The organism is Streptomyces sp. NPDC013187 (assembly GCF_042899705.1).
GTDB lineage: Bacteria > Actinomycetota > Actinomycetes > Streptomycetales > Streptomycetaceae > Streptomyces > Streptomyces hawaiiensis_A.
In genome coordinates, this window is the sequence record NZ_JBIBAF010000001.1 from 622,106 (window position 1) to 641,633 (window position 19,528).

Annotated in this window: 11 protein-coding genes, 2 tRNA genes, 1 other RNA gene and 2 pseudogenes; 11 read left to right on the plus strand and 5 right to left on the minus strand. The window is 70.0% G+C overall.

Features of this window, described 5'->3' with window-relative positions; genetic code table 11:
- Positions 1-221: 221 nt before the first annotated feature.
- Positions 222-743 (minus strand): hypothetical protein, encoded by a 522-nt coding sequence (locus tag ACFY5B_RS02925; RefSeq protein ID WP_389963552.1) that lies wholly within the window; start codon positions 741-743, stop codon positions 222-224.
- Between the two features lie 1,776 nt (positions 744-2,519).
- Between ACFY5B_RS02925 and ACFY5B_RS02930 the strand changes: the two genes are divergently transcribed.
- The 5 genes and pseudogenes from ACFY5B_RS02930 (at position 2,520) to ACFY5B_RS02950 (ending at position 7,610) form a co-directional block, all read left to right on the plus strand.
- A complete protein-coding gene (locus ACFY5B_RS02930; RefSeq protein WP_389963555.1) occupies positions 2,520-3,026 on the plus strand; it encodes an RICIN domain-containing protein in 507 nt (168 codons plus the stop codon).
- 422 nt (positions 3,027-3,448) lie between these two features.
- Positions 3,449-4,624 (plus strand): acyltransferase family protein, encoded by a 1,176-nt coding sequence (locus ACFY5B_RS02935; RefSeq protein ID WP_389963558.1) that lies wholly within the window; start codon positions 3,449-3,451, stop codon positions 4,622-4,624.
- Positions 4,625-4,846: 222 nt separating this feature from the next.
- Positions 4,847-6,137: pseudogene (locus ACFY5B_RS02940) on the plus strand (replication initiator).
- Complete coding sequence (locus ACFY5B_RS02945) at positions 6,130-6,363, plus strand: excisionase family DNA-binding protein (protein WP_051185657.1); 234 nt, start codon at positions 6,130-6,132, stop codon at positions 6,361-6,363. The pseudogene ACFY5B_RS02940 and the gene ACFY5B_RS02945 overlap by 8 nt, the downstream one beginning before the upstream one ends.
- 10 nt (positions 6,364-6,373) lie before the next feature.
- Positions 6,374-7,610: pseudogene (locus ACFY5B_RS02950) on the plus strand (tyrosine-type recombinase/integrase).
- 79 nt (positions 7,611-7,689) lie between these two features.
- Here the strand turns inward: ACFY5B_RS02950 and ACFY5B_RS02955 are convergent.
- A tRNA-Ser gene (locus ACFY5B_RS02955) sits at positions 7,690-7,777 on the minus strand.
- A 72-nt stretch (positions 7,778-7,849) separates the two neighbouring features.
- Between ACFY5B_RS02955 and ffs the strand changes: the two genes are divergently transcribed.
- The 6 genes from ffs to ACFY5B_RS02985 all read left to right on the plus strand — a co-directional run bounded on the left by ffs (position 7,850) and on the right by ACFY5B_RS02985 (position 17,458).
- Positions 7,850-7,946: signal recognition particle sRNA small type (gene ffs / locus ACFY5B_RS02960), an RNA gene on the plus strand.
- A 127-nt stretch (positions 7,947-8,073) separates the two neighbouring features.
- Complete coding sequence (locus ACFY5B_RS02965) at positions 8,074-10,671, plus strand: DNA polymerase III subunit gamma and tau (RefSeq protein ID WP_389963561.1); 2,598 nt, start codon at positions 8,074-8,076, stop codon at positions 10,669-10,671.
- Between the two features lie 391 nt (positions 10,672-11,062).
- The gene (purD, locus tag ACFY5B_RS02970) at positions 11,063-12,313 is read left to right on the plus strand and encodes a phosphoribosylamine--glycine ligase (RefSeq protein WP_389963564.1); all 1,251 of its coding nucleotides are present in this window, start codon (positions 11,063-11,065) and stop codon (positions 12,311-12,313) included.
- Between the two features lie 397 nt (positions 12,314-12,710).
- Positions 12,711-14,690 carry a hypothetical protein gene (locus ACFY5B_RS02975; RefSeq protein ID WP_389963706.1) on the plus strand — a complete coding sequence of 660 codons (1,980 nt, stop codon included), beginning with the start codon at positions 12,711-12,713 and terminating at the stop codon, positions 14,688-14,690.
- Between the two features lie 323 nt (positions 14,691-15,013).
- Positions 15,014-16,489 (plus strand): N,N-dimethylformamidase beta subunit family domain-containing protein, encoded by a 1,476-nt coding sequence (locus ACFY5B_RS02980; RefSeq protein ID WP_389963567.1) that lies wholly within the window; start codon positions 15,014-15,016, stop codon positions 16,487-16,489.
- A 69-nt stretch (positions 16,490-16,558) separates the two neighbouring features.
- Complete coding sequence (locus ACFY5B_RS02985; RefSeq protein WP_389963570.1) at positions 16,559-17,458, plus strand: phosphoribosylaminoimidazolesuccinocarboxamide synthase; 900 nt, start codon at positions 16,559-16,561, stop codon at positions 17,456-17,458.
- Positions 17,459-17,508: 50 nt separating this feature from the next.
- Here the strand turns inward: ACFY5B_RS02985 and ACFY5B_RS02990 are convergent.
- The 3 genes from ACFY5B_RS02990 to ACFY5B_RS03000 all read right to left on the minus strand — a co-directional run bounded on the left by ACFY5B_RS02990 (position 17,509) and on the right by ACFY5B_RS03000 (position 19,507).
- Positions 17,509-17,584: transfer RNA gene (locus tag ACFY5B_RS02990), tRNA-Gly, on the minus strand.
- A gap of 22 nt (positions 17,585-17,606) precedes the next feature.
- Positions 17,607-18,227, minus strand: coding sequence for a response regulator (locus tag ACFY5B_RS02995; protein ID WP_389963573.1), 621 nt, complete (start codon positions 18,225-18,227; stop codon positions 17,607-17,609).
- Entirely contained in the window at positions 18,224-19,507 is a 1,284-nt protein-coding gene (locus tag ACFY5B_RS03000; RefSeq protein ID WP_389963576.1) for a sensor histidine kinase, read from the minus strand. The genes ACFY5B_RS02995 and ACFY5B_RS03000 overlap by 4 nt, the downstream gene beginning before the upstream one ends.
- Positions 19,508-19,528 lie beyond the last annotated feature (21 nt).

Below are 19,528 nucleotides of genomic sequence, written 5' to 3' on the forward strand. Positions count from 1 at the left end.
CCAACACGCTTTCCAACTGTGTTGGTGTCGTGTCGGGCCATGTACAGGGCTGTTCACCTGCGTTCATCGGCGATCTGCTTCCGAGCCGTACCCGGGTCCTGGTCTCGCCTGAACGGCCGTGAACGGGGCTGAATGAGACGGAAACTGAGACGGGGGCCCGGCCGCGCTGAGCTGCCCCGAAGGCCGGGTTCCTCCCACAGGGGCACGCCCTGGAGTGGTGCTCAGGGGTGCCGCTGAGTGCGGGTGTCGTGGCTGGGCGCCAAAGGATCGAAAGGCAATTCTGGGATGCCGAGTTCTTGGCGCATGGCGGAGGCGGTGGCCTGAACGGCCTTGTAGTAGGTGTGCTGTGCAGTCTGGAAGGTGCCATGTGTGACGTGCGCGCCGTCCGCGAGTAGATCGCGCAGACTTCGGACGGTGCGGAACGCTTCGACGCCCAGCTCGACCACGCGAGGCGGGGCAAGCATCGTCAGGCTGAACCGTTGCTCGAACAGACCGGACTCTGAGAAGGCGGCACGGACTGCGCGCCTGCGATCTTCAGGTGTTTCGTAGGCAGCTTCTGAGGCGAAGCGCATGCTCTCTGTTGCGCGGGCCAGGTGAGAGAGGTAGGTCACGAAGGCTTCGCGCAGAACGGTCCGCGCGTCTGCTCGTTGGGCACGCTTCCAGCGGTCTCGGTCCACAACGAACGTCGCGACGATGCCAGCGAGTGCGCCGGCTATGGCACTCAGAGGTGCAGTCCAGTCCATACGACTGTATTGAGCACACGTTGTTGCGCGCTGTGAAGAAGGGAAGCGGTCCCTAGCGCAGATGATTTCAGCTTGGGAAGCTTGGGCACTTCGGCGGGGGTGACCCTGTTGACCTGTGGTGGAGGGGCTGTGGGGCCTGACCCGCTGGCGGCCTGATCCCCGTCATTCCCCGTGGTTCCCCGCTCGTTCTGGCACGGTCCCAGGATCTATCTGGTGATTCTCGTCGGCCTCTGCTGACGCTGGCGCCCCGGTTGGCCGTGTCGGCCGATGGCGTTGATCATGTTCGCGAGCCGGTCCCACTGCGTAGCGGACAGCCGGTGCGGGTTGCGTCCACCGGGCACGGTGACGATGGTCGCGGTGGCGAACGTCGGATCCGTCCGTACGGCGCGGGCCGGAATGGGAGTGGGCAGCCAGCGTTCGACGGTCAGTGGGACGAAGTAGGCGGGCGCGGGCGGCTTGGCCCAGAACGCGGGGTCCGGGTTTCCTTCCCAGTGGCCGGGCCGGTGAGACTGCCGCGGGCCACCACCCCGCCGCGCGGCCCGGAGAGCCAGAGTACGAACGGATCGTTGGCTGCCAGTTCGCCCCACAGCTGCGATACCCGCCACGAGTCCAACTCGCGTCCGGAGCGGCGGAACGCCTCGAGGTGGAAAGTCTTCGGATTACAGGTCAGCAACCACCCGGCGGTGGTCTCATCTCCTGGTCGTCCGAGCATGTTCTGATGACCCCTCTACTCGGCGCCGGATCGACGCGCGGCCTAGCCTAGGGGGGCGCCTAGGGGATGTGGACTCCGTGTGGACTCTACTCACACACGTGTGGCACGACCGCTCAAACTCTGAAGAACCAGCCCTGAGCTGGCCCTTCTGTCTGTGCTTCCGGCAGGATTCGAACCTGCGACACCCGCTTTAGGAGTTCGATCCGTGCCTGCTCGGCTACTGCCGCCGACTGGTGCGACGGCCGGACGGAGTCGCTGGTGTGTGCCCCGTCCGGCGGCGTCGATGTCAGCCCTGGATGTCAGCAACCTTCTGACCACGTAGCTCTATGTGGATCGGTCGCTGGCGGTCATACCCGTTGCGCTACAGCCCTATGAGTCGAACCCGCTGGCGCGAACTATCCGTGGCGCCTCGGTTCCAGATTGGCAGTGGCTAACGACTGACCCACGCACGCATCGTCGAGAACCTGACGACACGCCCTGGGGGGGGCTGGGCGATCGGGGCTGTGAGGCGCATCCTCAAGGCCCAGCGTGGCTTGGGAGATCCGGGGCGTTGCGTTCGGCGGCGAGGGGTCACCGTCAGCCAGCCGACGTACCGCCCCCGCTGCCCGCGAGCAGAGCACGACGGCAGGTCAAAGGCTGAGAAGCGGGCAGTGATGATTCCTAGTACACGACGTGCATGCCGAACCCACTATCGAGTAAACGCTTTCAGCCAACTTGTTCGAACGCGTAGCGAAGTTTGTGGTGGTCGTGCTTGAGTACTCCGGGCAACATCAAGATCATCAAAGGTGAGGAAACTTAGCGTACGCATGGTGGGTATGAGAGATGCCGTCGCGGCGGTTTCGGCGGGGCACTGATGGTGCTGGGCGTCTCGCGACCAATCGCGCTACATAAGGGATCAGGTACGGATTCTCGTTAAATCCGACATGACGGGCATGCGATCGTCAGATCGGCGCTTTTTCGAGCGCCCTTCGACGGTCCGCTGAGCACTCACTTCGTAGCACGTGAAACGCAGAACTGGAGTTCATTTCATGCGCGCAACCCGTAGTAGGAATACCGTCGCAGCCGTGCTGGCCGGAGCGCTGCTCGCGGTAGCCAGCCCAGCGGTCGCTCAGGCTTCGCCGCAGAGCGACCCGAAGGCGCCCAGCGCCGCGGCCGGCGCCACTGTTCGGCTCAAGAACTACAATTCTGGAAAGTACCTGCAGGCCGTGAGTTCTGCCAACGGCGCCAGAGTTGTCCAGCAGTCCAAGAACGACAATTTCCTGCAGTTTTGGGAAACCATCCTGAATACAGGTGGCACCCTCTATGGCTGGGAGAACTGGGAGTCGAAGAAGAATCTCGGTATCGACGGTGCTAGCACCTCGTCCGGCGCGGCGGCTATTACGGCGAATCCATCCAGTGACGCGAACCAGGACTGGACGAAGATCTGGTACGGGGATTGGTTTTCATTGAAGAACCGCAAGAGTGGCCTGTGCCTGGGAATTTCAGGCGCAAGTGAGGCTAATGGCGCTCAGGCTGCCCAGTTCCCCTGCGACGGGTCGGCCAACCAGAAGTGGACCACTGTGTCCGTGTAATCACTGAGCGGTCATGGAAGATTCCGGCCTGCGCGCACGTCGCCTGCGTTCCGGTTTCTCTCGCCAAGCTGGGCAGTTCCCGTCACATCTGCTGTCAGTGCGTCCCGGACCCTGTCCGTCTGGGACGCACTGCGCTCCGGGCGGATCTTCCGCACGCGATGCCACGGCAGGTCAGTACTAGCAGAATAGTCGTACGTATAATCCCCCGCGTCGCACTAGGAGTGCGCCGCTCAGGGGCGGCCTCACCAGTGCGACTGCTGCTATCCGAGACCTGCCAACCCATGGTTGGTGTGCAGTTGAACACCGACGACGAAGGGCACGTGAGAATGGGTATGGAGCCCCCACTTTCCGTCCCTCGGCCGCTTGAGCGGCTACCCTCGGCGCCAACAAAGTCATCTGCGGTGCCAGTCGGTCCGTTACGGATGGGCTGGCTGGACGCGTTGCGTGGTCTCGCGGCACTCGTCGTGGTTTTTGACCACTCGTCGTACTCGTTCCTGGCGGAGTTCCGGAAGGAGCTCATGCCGGAGTTCAACACCAGCCGGTACGGCATCATGGTGTTCTTTCTCGTGAGCGGCTACATCATCCCCGCGTCATTGGAACGTCGGGGCTGCATCCGGACGTTCTGGATTGGACGGGTGCTTCGCATCTACCCGCTGTGGACGGCTGTCGTAACCGCGGTCCTTGCCGCTGGCCTGCTGGGGTTTGCACACATTCGCGACTTCGATGGGCAGAGTGTTGCTACGGTCGCCGTCGCCCATGTCACCCTGCTCCAGGAGCTGTTGGGGACGCCTAATCTTCTTCTCGTCCTGTGGACGCTTTCGTATGAGATGGCCTTCTATTTACTGGTCGTCGCTCTTTTCACGGTCCGCCTGCACAAACGGTCGGCGGCGGTTGCCGCGACTTTGGCGATGCTCGCCGCTGTGAGCGTGACAGTGGGGGTTTCGTTGCCGGAATCCGCCCTCTCGGGCGTGATCGGCACCGGCCCGCTCATCGCACTCGCCTCGATCGCCATGGTGGTCAGCATCTGCTGCGCGAGCGCCACGGCACCTGTGCTCCGCGTGTTCGGAGGCCTATTGGGTGGGGTGGTGGCGCTCGTCTTGGTCCCTCTCAACGGTACGGTCCCTATATGGGAGGGCATGGTTATCCTCGCCGTGATGTTCCTCGGCACCGCCGTTTACCGGGCCGAGCATGGTCAGAGCACCTGGCGGTACGCAGCCTGCACAGCCATCGTGGTAGTGGCCTGCGCCGTGGCGAGCGCATACTGGCACGGCGACGGAAACAATTTCACACGGCGAGGCTGGATCGTTGCGTTCCTGCTTGCCATGCTTACCTTCGGGGTCGGACTGGCGTTGCGTCGTCGACAGCTACCAGGCTGGCTGGTGGGACTGGGAACGATCAGTTACTCGGTCTACCTCGTGCATCCAGTGCTGCTGGCGGTGAGCGATGGCACAGTCGGTCGGTGGCCGCAGGATAATCTTGTGCTCGAAGTGACATTCTACGTTGTGCTGTTGCCGCTGTGCATACTGACTTACCGTTACATCGAAGCGCCCAGCCAGCGATGGGGCCGGAAGCTTGCACGCCGTATGAGTCCGCCGTGACGAGCGTTGTTCTGCGGCATGCCGCATTCTGCTGTAACAAGTCACAATGCCTGGGGCGAAGGGCCGGGGCATTGTGACGGCGGCTTATGTTGGCCAAAGGCGGCCAACTTCAGGGCTCGGACGACGCCCCCCGGAAAGCGAGTCGGAACCCTCAATGTCCACCTTTCCCCAGCTCCCATCCCGTCTGCCGTCGACCCACACTCCGTGGAGCGGGCGTGGTTCCTGGCGTCCAGGTGGAGCGCGCCACCGTACGAACGACCTGGACGCTGCACCCACCCGATCCGCCTCGACGGCCATCGCACCGAGTACGACGTCGACACGCGGACCGGAGAGATCGGCCGCGTCCTCCAGCACCTCGACTCCTCGTCCCTCCCGGCCGGCCAGCTCCTCGTCCGCTGCAACAACCGCCGTACGACCCGCTGCACGGCCTGCGCCGAGGTCTACCGCCGAGACACCTTCCACCTGATCACCTCCGGCCTGCGCGGCGGCAGGGGCATCCCGGAGCACGTCGCCACCCATCCGCGCGTGTTCGCCACCTTCACCGCGCCGAGCTTCGGCCCGGTTCACAACCGCCCCTCCAGCGGGCGCCCTTGCCGCTGCGGTACCCACCACGACCAGGACGACGACGTACTCGGCTCCCCGCTCGACCCGGACACGTACGACTACGAAGCCGCTGTCCTCTGGAACGCCCATGCCGGGCCGCTCTGGCGGCGCTTCTCCACTTACCTGCGCCGGGAGGTCGCCAAGCGCGCGGGCCTGTCCCAGCGCAGGTTCCGCGAGCACGCCCGCGTGTCCTTCGCCAAGGTCGCCGAGTACCAGAAGCGCGGAGCCGTCCACTTCCACGCGGTCATCCGCATCGACGGTCCCAGCGGCGGCGACACCCTGCCCCCGACCTGGGCGACCGCCGAGCTGCTCACTGACGCCATTCGCAGCGCCACGACCAAGGTCCGCGTCGACGGCCCAACCATCGACGGCCGCGCCCACACCTTCACCTTCGGCCGCCAACTCGACGTCCGCACCATCCGCTCGGCCGACTTCAACGACGGCCAGGAGCTCACCGAACGGGCCGTCGCCGCCTACATCGCCAAGTACGCCACGAAGGGCGCCGAGACCGCGACAGGAGCTCTCGACCGGCCCCTCAAGTTCGCCGCCGAGCTCGCCCAGTTCGACATCAGCGACCATGCCCGCCGCCTGATCCGCACCGCCTGGCTCCTCGGCTCCCGCAAGGACCTCGAACACCTCCGCCTGCGCGCCTGGGCCCACATGCTCGGCTTCCGCGGCCACTTCTCCACCAGTCCCGCCGCTACTCACCACCCTCGGCGCCCTCCGAGACGCCCGCGCCGAATGGCGCCGCGCTCAAGCAACCACCTCCGAAATTTCGGAAGCACCGAACACGACCCTCGTCCTCGCCCACTGGGTTTACGCCGGAACCGGCCTCACCGACGCCGAAACCTGGCTCGCCGAAACCATCGCCCCCGCTCCCGGAACGGAAGGAGAACCGACCCATGCCTGAGGCTCAGGTCACCGCCGCTGAGCTGGGTTCCCACGACCCTGCCTTGGTCCTCCTGACCGTTGAGGAGGCGGCCCGGCGGCTCCGTATCGGCCGTACGACGTGCTTCCGCCTCGTGCTGGCCGGAGAGATCGAGTCGGTGACGGTCGGGCGGCTTCGCCGGATCCCTGCCGACGCCGTACCCGCCTACGTGGCCAAGCTGCGCCACCGACCCGCCGAAGCGGCCTGAGGGGGCAGCCATGGCAGAGAAGAAGCGCACACGACAGCCCAACGGCGCCTCGTCGATCTACTTCGGCAAGGACGGGAAATGGCACGGACGAGTGACGGTCGGCCTCCGCGATGACGGCAAACCGGACCGTCGTCACATCGAGCGCAAGACCAAGGCCGCCGTGACCAAGGCAGTCCGCGAGATGGAGCGGGCGCGGGACGAGAAAAAGCTCAGGAAGCCGGGGCAGAGCTGGACGGTCCAGGCCTGGCTTGAGCTCTGGGTCGAGAACATCGCCAAGCTGTACGTCTCCGAGAACACGTACGACGGCTACGAGGTTGACGTGCGCGTGCACCTGGTCCCCGGCCTCGGCGCCCACAAGCTCGACCGCCTGGAGCCGGAACATCTGGAGCGCTTCTACCAGCGGATGCAGGAAGCCGGGAGTTCCGCCGGCACCGCTCACCACGCTCACCGGACGATCCGGGTCGCCCTCGGTGAGGCCAAAAGACGTGGGCATGTCGCCACCAATGCCGCTGAGATCGCCAAGGCCCCGAGACTCGAAGAAGAGGACATCGAGCCGTTCACGATTGAAGAGGTTCGGAGCGTCCGGGTGGAGGCCGCCAAACTCCGCAACAGCGCGCGTTGGGTCGTCGCCTTGGCGCTCGGCCTCCGGCAAGGAGACGCGCTCGGGCTCCACTGGGAAGACCCGACCTGGACGCGGGATACGTCCGCATCCGCAAGAACCGTCTACGCCCGAAGTATGCCCACGGCTGTGGGGACGATCCCTGCGGTCGGAAGGCTGGCTACTGCCCTCAGAAGCAGCAGACCCGCCGCGAGCACAAGTCCACCAAGTCCCGCGCCGGACGGCGCACCATCGGCCTGCCCGACTCGCTGATCAAGATCTTGCGGCAGCACCAAGAAGTTCAGGAGCGGGAGCGGGTCGTGGCCGGCGCCGACTGGGAGGGCAAGGGCTACGTGTTCGCCTCGCCGACCGGCGGGCCGCTGAGCCCCAACACCGACTTCCACATCTGGAAGCGGCTCCTGAGGGCGGCAGGCGTACGGGACGGCCGTCTCCATGACGCTCGCCACACCGCAGCTACCGTCTTGCTGATCCTCGGCGTCCCGGACGTCGTGATCGCTCGATCATGGGTTGGGAGCCTGGGGGAGCGGCCCGGATGCGCGCCCGCTACATGCATGTGACGGGGACCATGCTCCGCAAGGTCGCGCAGCAAGTCGGCGACGCGCTGTGGGAGCTCCCGGAAACCGACTGAGACGGAAACTGAGACGGACAACGTCGAAGGGCCCCACCGCGAACGGTGGGGCCCTTCGACATCGTGCCCGGTGAGGCACTGGCGGAGGATACGAGATTCGAACTCGTGAGGGGTTGCCCCCAACACGCTTTCCAAGCGTGCGCCCTAGGCCTCTAGGCGAATCCTCCGCTGGGAACATTACATGACCGAGAGGAGTGCTCGCGAACTCGTTCCCCGCCCCCGACATCAGGTAACCTTGGCGCAGCCCCTCACGCGGCGCTATCTGACTGAACTCCCCCAGGGCCGGAAGGCAGCAAGGGTAGGTTGGCTCTGGCGGGTGCGTGGGGGGCGTCTGCGTTCCCGGACGGAACCTCCCCGACGGGTCTCCCCCGGCTGGACCTCCCGGACCGGACCTTCCCGGCTGGATCTCCCCGCCGGGCCCGAGCCGGGCCCGATGTCACTGGGCGCCTATAACCTCGTATGCGTGTCGTCTCTCGCTCTGTACCGCCGCTACCGCCCCGAGACCTTCGCCGAGGTCATCGGGCAGGAGCATGTCACCGACCCGCTGCAGCAGGCGCTGCGGAACAACCGGGTCAACCACGCGTACCTGTTCAGCGGGCCGCGCGGCTGTGGCAAGACGACCAGCGCGCGGATCCTGGCCCGGTGCCTGAACTGCGAGGAGGGGCCCACGCCCACGCCGTGCGGTGAGTGCCAGTCCTGTCAGGACCTCGCCCGCAACGGCCCCGGTTCCATCGACGTCATCGAGATCGACGCCGCTTCCCACGGTGGCGTGGACGACGCCCGTGACCTGCGCGAGAAGGCCTTTTTCGGCCCGGCCCGCAGCCGGTACAAGATCTACATCATCGACGAGGCCCACATGGTCACGTCGGCCGGCTTCAACGCGCTGCTCAAGGTCGTCGAGGAGCCGCCGGAGCATCTCAAGTTCATCTTCGCGACCACCGAGCCCGAGAAGGTCATCGGGACGATCCGCTCCCGGACCCACCACTACCCCTTCCGGCTGGTCCCCCCGGGCACCCTGCGGGAGTACCTCGGCCAGGTCTGCCAGAAGGAGACCATCCCCGTCGAGGACGGGGTGCTGCCGCTCGTCGTGCGGGCGGGCGGCGGGTCCGTACGTGACTCCATGTCCGTCATGGACCAGCTCCTCGCGGGTGCCGCGGCGGACGGTGTGACCTACGCCATGGCCACCTCCCTGCTCGGCTACACCGACGGCTCCCTCCTCGACTCCGTCGTCGAGGCGTTCGCCACCGGAGACGGAGCCGCGGCCTTCGAGGTCGTCGACCACGTGATCGAGGGCGGGAACGACCCCCGCCGCTTCGTCGCCGATCTCCTGGAGCGGCTGCGCGACCTGGTGATCCTCGCCGCCGTCCCGGACGCGGCGGAGAAGGGGCTCATCGACGCCCCCGCCGATGTGATCGAGCGCATGCAGGCCCAGGCCGGCACCTTCGGCCCCGCCGAGCTGAGCCGTGCGGCCGACCTCGTCAACGAGGGCCTGACCGAGATGCGCGGCGCCAACTCGCCCCGCCTCCAGCTCGAACTGATCTGCGCCCGAGTCCTGCTCCCCGCCGCCTACGGAGACGAGCGCTCCGTCATGGCCCGCCTCGACCGGATCGAGCGCGGTGTGAACTACTCCGCCGGTCCCGCCGGCGTGCCCGCCATGGGATACGCACCCGGGCCGGAGGGCCACGGGGCAGCGGCGGCCGCCGCGGTTCAGGCGGGCGGCGCTCCGGCGCAGGGAGGCACCGCTCCGGCCCAGATGGGTGGTGGCGCTCCGGTGCCACCGGGCGGTGGCGCGGCCGCGGCCCGTGCGGCGGTCCGTGCGTCCGGAGCACCGGGCAACGGCGGCGGGGGTGCTGCCGGTGGAGGCGGCCAAACGGCGGCCGCGACCGGCTCCGCCCCGGTGGTCGGCTCCGCCCCGGTGGCGGGCTCCGCCCCTGCGGCCGGCTACGGCCCTGCGGCAGCGAGCCAGGGGACGCCGCCGTCGGCACCGGGCACACCCCCGGCTCATGCTCCCGCTCCCAGCACCCAGGGCGAGCCCTCCGCCCCCGACGGACCGGACACCGCCCGAACCCCCGCCGAAGCCCCGGCCGCCTCCGCTCCCGCAGGATCCGCCCAGCCGGCACCGGCCCAGTCCGCCCCGGGCGCGTGGCCCACCGCCGCCTCCGCCGGAAGCGGCGGCCGTCGCCCCGGCGGCTGGCCCACGGCAGCCTCGGGCCCCCCCGCCTCGAACACCCCACCGGCGAACACCCCGGCGAACACCCCGCGGACGAGCGCCCCCGCGCCCAGCAGCCCACCGGCGGCCCAGCCCTCGGCTCCCGCCCCGACGACCCCGGGCCCCGCCCCCGTCTCCGGTTCCGCTCCCACGGGCGGCGGCGGTCTCGACCCCCGCATGCTCTGGCCGAACATCCTGGAGGCGGTCAAGAACCGCCGGCGCTTCACCTGGATCCTGCTCAGCCAGAACGCCCAGGTGGCAGGCTTCGACGGCACGACCCTGCAGCTCGGCTTCGTCAACGCGGGCGCGCGGGACAACTTCCTCAGCAGCGGCAGCGAGGACGTGCTGCGGCAGGCGCTGGGCGAGCAGTTCAACGTCCAGTGGAAGATCGAGGCGATCGTCGACCCGTCGGGCGGCTCGGCACCGCCGGCGCCGGGCGGCCCCTCCGGGTTCGGCGGCGGTGGCGGCTACAACGCCTCCGGCGGCCCCACCACCGGCAGCCACCATTCCGCCGGTGGTGGACAGACCTCCGGCGGCGGATACAACTCCGGCGGATACAACGCGGGCGGCGGTACGGCCACGGCCCAGCGCTCCGCCCCGTCCCCGTCGGCTCCCTCGGCCGCTCCCGCCCAGCAGCCGAGCGGTCCCACTCCCGCCGCGACCTCCACCCCGGCCTCCGCGCCGACCGCCTCCGTCCCCCAGCCGTCCGCCCCGCAGCCGCGTCACGTCTCCGTCGAGGAGGACATCCCCGAGGACGACGACCCAGACCTCGACGAGTCGGCCCTCTCCGGCCAGGAGCTGATCGTCCGGGAGCTGGGGGCGACGGTCGTCGAGGAGTTCACGAACGAATAGCCCGGAGCTCAGGACGAACAGCCCGGGCGCACGACCGAACGGCCCGGCACGAAGGAACAACTCCGGGTTCACGAACGCATGGCCCGGGGTCCAAGAACGCATGGCCCAGGGTCCACGACCGAACGGCCCGGCCCGGCACGAACAAACAACTCCAGGTCCACGAACGCATAGCCCAGGGTCCACGACCGAACGGCCCGGCCCGGCCCGAACAAACAACTCCAGGTCCACGAGCGCATAGCCCGGGGTCACGACCGAACAGCCCGTCCCGCACGCGGAGTCTCCCGCCTCGGCGGCCGAGCGCCTGCCTTGGAGGAACCTCCAGCTCAAGATCCCCCCTCGTATCGGCGGCCCGCACAAAGGGAACCCGGCGCCTCCCGTTAGGCTGACCCCCGTGAAGGTCCTCGTCATCGGCAGCGGCGCCCGCGAACACGCCCTGTGCCACTCCCTGTCCCACGACCCCGACGTCACCGCGCTGCACTGCGCCCCCGGCAACGCCGGCATCGCCGAGGTCGCCGAGCTGCACCAGGTCGACGCCCTGGACGGCGCCGCCGTCACCGCGCTGGCCACGCGCCTCGGCGCGGAGCTGGTGGTCGTCGGCCCGGAGGCCCCGCTGGTCGCCGGTGTCGCCGACGCCGTGCGCGAGGCGGGCATCCCCGTCTTCGGCCCGTCCGGCCGGGCCGCGCAGCTGGAGGGCTCCAAGGCCTTCGCGAAGGACGTCATGGCGGCGGCCGAGGTGCCCACGGCCCGGTCGTACGTCTGCACCACACCGGAAGAGGCCGACACGGCCCTCGACGCTTTCGGGCCCCCCTACGTCGTCAAGGACGACGGGCTCGCCGCCGGCAAGGGTGTCGTCGTCACCGACGACCTCGAAGCGGCCCGGGCCCACGCGGCGGCCTGCGAGCGCGTGGTCATCGAGGAGTACCTCGACGGCCCCGAGGTCTCCCTGTTCGCCGTCACCGACGGCGAGACGGTCGTACCGCTCCAGCCCGCCCAGGACTTCAAGCGCGCCCTGGACGGCGACGAAGGCCCCAACACCGGCGGCATGGGCGCGTACTCCCCGCTGCCGTGGGCCGACCCGAAGCTGGTCGACGAGGTGCTGCAGACCGTGCTGCAGCCGACCGTGGACGAGATGCAGCGGCGCGGCACGCCGTTCTCCGGCCTGCTCTACGCCGGTCTCGCGATCACCTCCCGGGGTGTCCGCGTGATCGAGTTCAACGCCCGGTTCGGCGACCCCGAGACCCAGGTCGTCCTGGCCCGGCTGAAGACCCCGCTGGCCGGTCTGCTGATGGCGGCCGCCACCGGCAACCTGGCCCACCTGGAGCCGCTGCGCTGGAGCGACGACGCGGCCGTGACCGTGGTCGTCGCCTCGCACAACTACCCCGGCACGCCGCGCACCGGCGACCCGATCACCGGTCTGGACGAGGTCGCCGCCCAGGACGCCCCGCACGCGTACGTGCTGCACGCCGGCACCAGGCAGGAGGGCGACGCCGTCGTCAGCGCGGGCGGCCGCGTCCTGTCCGTGACGGCCACCGGCAAGGATCTCGCCGAGGCCCGCGACCGTGCCTACACGGCCGTCGGCCGCATCCGCCTCGACGGCTCCCAGCACCGCACCGACATCGCCGCGAAGGCGGCAGGCGCGTAACCGGCCCCCGCGCCCGGCAGGCGAACCACCGCCGCCGATGAACCCCACAGGCCCCGGATCCGTCTCAGGATCCGGGGCCTGCTGTATGACGGAGGCAGTGGCCTGACGTATGGGGGGAGGCAGGGGCCGGACATGTGGGGAAGCGGTGGCCTGAACTGTGCGGGAGACGGGGGCCTGATGCTCGCTGTCCGTCATCCACCTCTCCCCAAAGCCATTCCATCGAGTGACCGATGCCGCATCCGGCTGACGGGGGGCGGAGCCCCAACTAGGGTGCGGCGCAAGCGTTCCGGCACTTGGCCCACCGGCATTGCGGTGTCAGTGGCGGGTGCCACAGTGGGGGAGTGAGCAAGGCAAGCATCGGGTCAACGGGGAGGGGGTGAGGTCGGTCGTGACCGGAATGGGTGTGGAAGCAGGCGCGCAGGTCGCGCGAGCACGCGCACTGGCCGTGCTGCGCATCCGCAGTCGTGCCCTGGCCGTCGCCCTGCTGCCGGCCGCCGTCGCCGTGATCCTGCTCGCGGGCGCAGCCGGTGACCGCCTGGAGGGCCCCGTCTGGGACATGGCCCGGGCGGTGCTGACACCGGTCGCGGCCCTCGTGCTGCTCGCCGCGGCCGGGATCGCCCTGGTCGTCGCCCGGGCCCGGCCCGCCATCAGCCCGACCGTCCCGGTCACCGAGGACGCGGCCCCCGACCTGTACCGGATGGTGCGCGACCTCGCCGACCGCCTCGACGTCCCCGCGCCCTCCGCGATAGCGCTCACGCCGGACTGCGACAGCTGGCTGGAGGACCGCACCCACCCGTCCCACGCCCCGCCGCCGGTCGAGGAGCACCAGGACATAGCGGGGGCGGGGAAGCAGGCGCAGCGCCGCCAACCCGTCGCGCCGGTCCTCGTCATCGGCTCCCCGTTCCTGTGGTGGATGCGGGTCGGCGAGCTGCGCGCGGTCCTCGCCCCCGTCATCGCCGGTACGGGCCCCTCGGCCCACCCGGACATAGCCGCCGCCCGGCGCTTCGTCCGGGGCCTGGACGCCGCGGTGGCCGTGGCGTCGGCGCCCCGCCGCGACCCGCTGTCGCGGGCGGTGCTCGCCGGGGTCGGCCGGGTCGCCCGGCTTCTGCTGCGCAGCTGCCGGATCCATGCCGCCGAGATGGAGCGGGGCGTGGCGGCCGCGGCCGCGGAGCGTGCACAGGCTGTGGACTACGGGCTGCGGATCGTCGCCCAGGAGCAGGTGGGCCTGGCCTACGCGGGATGGGACCGGCTGCTGACCCGGGTCGCCCTGCCCGCCTGGCGGATGGGCCGCTGGCCGTCCCGGCTGGACGCCGGTGTGGTCGCGGCGCTCACGGAGCTGTCCCGGCGCGACCGCCTGGCCGAGGGCTTCGCGTCCCGGCTGGGTGAGCGGCCGGCCTGCGATCTGCTGGAGGAGCCGGGCACGGTCGACGAAGCCGCCTCCCTCCTCGCCGCCCGCCTCTTCCACGGCGGCCCCGCAGGGCCCGGCCCCGACTGGTCGCCGGTGGACTGGAGCGAGTATCCGGACGAGGTCGTGGACCGCAAGTGGCGTCTCGACGCGGCCCGGCTCCACCGCGTCCTGGACGCCATGGGCGTCCGCCCCGCCACCGGCACCGAGGCCTCCGCCACCGACGCCCCGACCCTGTCCCGCGTCCTCGACCACCTCACGGAGACGGGCCCTGCGGGGACGACCGAAACCGCCGGAGCCGGCCGCCCCGCGGCGGACCCGATCGCGGACCCGATCGCGGACTCGATCGCGGACCCGATCGCGGACTCGACGGGGGACCTCGCGGCACACCCGACGGGTTCCAGACCGGACACCGCACCGCCCGAAGCCCCCGGCACACCCCAGCCCGGCACCGGAGGCACCACGAGCACCACCTCGCACACCACCCCGGGCACCACCCCGCACACCACCCCCGGCACGACCGCCCCACCGGACCCCCTCGACGACGAGGACCTCTCCGGTACGACGGCCCCCAGCGCCACCCTCGCCGCCCGGCTCAGTGCCGAACTTGCCAGGGAAGAAGCCGCTCCCTCTCCGGCGACGACGCCCGCCCCGCCGTCCCCCACCACCGACCTCGCCGCCCTGTGGGACGACCGGACCCTCCCCCTCTTCCCCCTCCAGCCCCCGCGCACCGCCCGAGAGCTGCTCGCGGACCACCTCACCGCCATGGTCTGCTGCGCCGCGATGGACACCGCCGGCGCGACCCCGGGCCTGGACTGGCTGGACGGCCCGACCCTCCTCGTCGACGGCGAGCGCACGGCCGATCTGGCGCCCAAGGTCCTCACTCTCATCGAGGACGGCGACGCCACCCCACTGCGGGTCTGGCTCTCCCAGCTCGGCATACGCCCGGAGAAGCCGGTCCGCCTCGGCTGACCACCGGAGCACCTTCTTCCGGTTCTGGCCAATTCGAAACGAACAGTGACGAAGTGCGCGCTTTATGTGATGTGCTTGGACCGTTCGCGTGTATGGCAAGAGCTTGCGACATACGACAAACACATAAGCGCGAAGGCGTCGCACGCACCGCAGGCACCACAGAACACCGCCCACACCACAGAACACCGCACCGGCACAGGCGACACCGCCTCGCATCACACCGGCACACGCCACACCGGCTCGCATCACACCGGCACACGCAACAACGGGCACGCAGCACACCGGCACGCATCACCACGGGGGCAAGGGGAGGGGAAGCGATCATGGGTTCGGAGCAGATCCGCCGCTGGGAGTCGGGAGCGCTGGCGCATGCCGTGACGGATCCCTTCGGGCAGGGCCCCGTCCCGTGGCTGCGCGGCAACGTGACGTACTTCGACGACTCGGGCCAGGTCGTCCCCTGGTACATGGACCAGGACGCCCCCCACCCGTCGAAGAAGGGCAGCCGCTCGGGCGGCCCCCGCGCGGCCGACGACGTCAACCGTCAGATCAAGGGCTTCACCTCCACCGGCGCGGTGGCGCCCGGCGAAGCCATCGACTTCCACATCACCGTCGACCCGCCGCAGCAGTTCGCCGTCGACATCTACCGCATCGGCCACTACGGCGGTGACGGCGCCGCGAAGATCACCACCAGCCCGCGTCTGTCCGGCATCGTCCAGCCCGCGCCGCTCACCGCGGACCGTACGGTCTCCTGCCACCACTGGTGGCTGTCCTGGCGGCTGCAGGTCCCGTCGTACTGGAACATCGGCGCGTACGTCGCCGTCCTCACCACCGCCGACGGCTACCGCTCCCACGTTCCCTTCACCGTCCGCCACGACCAGCCCGGCGATCTGCTGCTCGTGCTGCCCGACGTGACCTGGCAGGCGTACAACCTCTATCCGGAGGACGGGCGCACGGGCGCCAGCCTCTACCACGCCTGGGACGAGAAGGGCCGGCTGCTCGGCGAGTCCGAGGCCGCCACGACGGTCTCCTTCGACCGCCCGTACGCGGGCGCGGGCCTCCCGCTGCACGTCGGCCACGCCTACGACTTCATCCGCTGGGCCGAGCGCTACGGTTACGACGTCGCCTACGCCGACGCGAGCGACCTGCACGCGGGCCGCGTCGACCCCACCCGCTACCGCGGTCTGGTCTTCCCGGGTCACGACGAGTACTGGTCGGTCGCCATGCGCTCCACCGTGGAGCTCGCCCGCGACGCCGGCACCTCGCTGGTCTTCCTCTCCGCCAACTCCATGTACTGGCAGGTGGAGCTCGGCCCCTCCCCGTCCGGCGTGCCCGACCGGCTGCTGACCTGCCGCAAGCGCCGGGGCCCGGGCAAGCCGGTGCTGTGGCGGGAGATCGACCGGGCGGAACAGCAGCTCATGGGCATCCAGTACGCCGGGCCCGTCCCCGAGCCGCACCCGCTGATCGTGCGCAACGCCGGGCACTGGCTGTGGGAGGCGACCGGGGCTCACGAGGGCGACGAGATCGAGAACCTGGTGGCCGGCGAGGCCGACCGCTACTTCCCGCGCACCCCGCTGCCCGAGCACGAGGAGCGCACGCTGCTCGCCCACTCCCCGTACACCGACAAGGAAGGCACCGCGCGCCACCAGGAGACCTCCCTGTACCGCGCTCCCTCCGGTGCCTGGGTCTTCGCAGCAGGAACGTTCGCCTGGTCCCCGGCCCTGGACCGACCCGGCCACGTCGACACACGCATTCAGCGGGCCACCGCCAATCTCCTGGACCGCATCTGCAAACGCGACTGACCCACTGTCCGTGATCAAGCTCGGATACGGGAGAATCGAGCCACTTGGACAGAACCACGGGGAGGAACCGTGTCCGGATTCGTCGAAAAGCCCGAGCCGATCCAGGTTCCGGGCCTGGTACATCTGCACACCGGCAAGGTGCGCGAGCTGTACCGCAACGAGGCGGGCGACCTCGTGATGGTCGCCAGCGACCGCATGTCCGCCTACGACTGGGTGCTGCCGACCGAGATCCCCGACAAGGGCCGGGTCCTCACGCAGCTGTCCCTGTGGTGGTTCGACCGGCTCTCCGACCTGATCCCGAACCACGTGCTGAGCACGGAACTGCCCGACGGCGCCCCCGCCGACTGGGCGGGCCGCACGCTGATCTGCAAGTCGCTGCGGATGGTCCCCGTGGAGTGCGTGGCCCGCGGCTACCTCACCGGCTCGGGCCTCGCCGAGTACAACGAGACCCGCACGGTCTGCGGCCTCGCCCTGCCGGAGGGCCTGACCGACGGCAGTGAACTGCCCGCCCCGATCTTCACCCCGGCCACGAAGGCCGCCGTCGGCGAGCACGACGAGAACGTCTCCTACGAGGAGGTCGCCCGCCAGGTCGGCGCGGACACCGCGGCCCGGCTGCGCCAGGCGACCCTCGCGGTCTACTCGCGGGGCCGGGACATCGCCCGTGAGCGGGGCATCATCCTGGCGGACACCAAGTTCGAGTTCGGCTTCGACGGCGACGACCTGGTCCTCGCGGACGAGGTCCTCACCGCGGACTCCTCCCGCTTCTGGCCGGCCGACCAGTGGCAGCCGGGCCGCGCGCAGCCGTCGTACGACAAGCAGTTCGTCCGTGACTGGCTGACCTCGCCGGAGTCCGGCTGGGACCGCAAGAGCGAGCAGCCGCCGCCGGCCCTGCCCCAGCAGGTCGTCGACGCCACCCGCGCCAAGTACGTGGAGGCGTACGAGCGCCTGACCGGCACGAGCTGGGCGTGAGGAAGTAGCGCACGAAGAAGCCCCCCGGCCGGAACCGGGGGGCTTCTCGATGGAGCGAACGACGAGGTTCGAACTCGCGACCTCAACCTTGGCAAGGTTGCGCTCTACCAACTGAGCTACGTTCGCATGCGCCGTGGCGCGGGAACCACTATACCCAACCTCGCTCCCGTGCGAGCCGTACCGCCGCATGCCGGTTCTCCGCCCCGAGCTTCGAGGCGGCCGACGACAGATAGTTCCGCACGGTGCCCTGCGACAGCGCGGCCCGCTCCGCGATCTCCGCGACGGGCGCCCCGTCGGCGGCGAGCTCCAGGACCTCCGCCTCCCGCGCGGTCAGCGGCGAGTCCCCGGCGGCGATCGCGTCGGCGGCCAACTCCGGGTCGACGTAACGGTTCCCGGCGTGCACGGTCCGGATGAGCTCCGCGAGCCGCTGCGCGCTCACGGTCTTGGGCACGAACCCGCGCACACCGGCCTGCAGCGCCCGCTTCAGATGCCCGGGCCGCCCGTGGCTGGTGACGATGAGCACCTTGCAGCCGGGCAGTTCGGACCGCAGGGATGTGGCGACCTTCACACCGTCGGCCCCGGGCATCTGGAGATCCAGCACGGCGACATCGGGCTGGTGCGCCCGGGCCATCGCCATCGCCTCGGGCCCGGTGGCCGCCTCGGCGACGACGACGAGGTCGTCCTCCAGGGACAGCAGCGCGGCGAGCGCCCCCCTGATGAGGTGCTCGTCGTCGGCGAGCAGCAGCCGGACGGGCTTCACGGCTGTCATGGCGTGACCTCGCTCATGGAACGGGCCGCGGCGACGGCCGGGGCGGCGCCGGAAGCGGTGGACGGCGACGGCAGCGGAACCTCTGCCGTCAGCCGGAACATCCCTCGGCCCACGGGCCCGGCCTCCAGGGTCCCGCCGATCTCCGCCAGCCGCTCCCGCAGCCCGGCGAGCCCCGAGCCGGACGGTCCGGACCCGGGCTCCGCCCCCGCTTCGCTCACCCCGTCGTTCTCCACGGACAACACCACCCGCCCCTCCAGTACCCGTAGTCGTACCTCACACCGTTGCGCGTCCCCGTGCCGCAGGACGTTGGTCGCGGCCTCCCGGACCACCCACCCCAGGGCGGACTGCACCGCGGGCGGCAGGCCGGCCGCCGGCACCCCGCCGACCGTGCAGTCGATGCCGGCAGCCGCCAGCACTCCTTGCGCACCGACGAGTTCCGAGCCGAGGTCGGCCTCCCGGTAGCCGCGCACGACCTCCCGCACCTCCCGCTGCGACTCCTGCGCGAGCCGCTGCACCTCGACCATCTGCGGCACGGCCTCGGGCCGTCCCCGCTGGGCGAGCTGCACGGCCAGTTCGCTCTTGAGGGCGATCACGGCGAGATTGCGCCCCATGACGTCGTGCAGATCTCGCCCGAACCTCAGCCGTTCCTCGGCGACGGCGAGCCGGGTCCGGGTCTCGCGGGCCTCGTCGAGCTCGTAGACGGCGTTCAGCAGCCACACCGAGAAGACGGCCGTGAAGGCGATGAAGGTGCCGCCGACCAGCACGATCAGTGCCGTGAAGAGCGCCGTGAGAGCGGAGGCGCCGACCGCGAACGCCACGACCCAGGTGCCTGCCGCGAAGCCTCCCGAGAGGCCGAACGCGCGCCGCCGGTCGCGGACGCCGAGCGCGATGATGCCGGGACCGAAGATCAGGATCACTCCGAAGACGCCACTGGCGGCGGTGGCGACGTCCTCGCGGTCGGGTCCGCGCTCGGCGAGGCCGAGCGCGACGGCGGCGATCACGGCGGTGGCGGTGCCCAGAGTCCACATCAGTCCGATGGGCTGGGGCCTGCGGCCGCGCGTCCAGTCGATCGCCCGGGACACGGTCACGAAGCAGAGGGCGGCGTGCACGGCCACCACCAGCATGGCGGCACCGCCGAGCCGCGCTCCGAGCGGGGCGACGGACGTGAGCCCGACGGAGAAGAACTCCATCACCGCGAAGAAGTGGAACGACCACCGGGTGTACGTCTCGACCTTCTCCGGCGTGCTCTTGTGCCGCCACCACCTGCCCGGCATGCGCATCGGCCCGTCACTCCCCCCTCG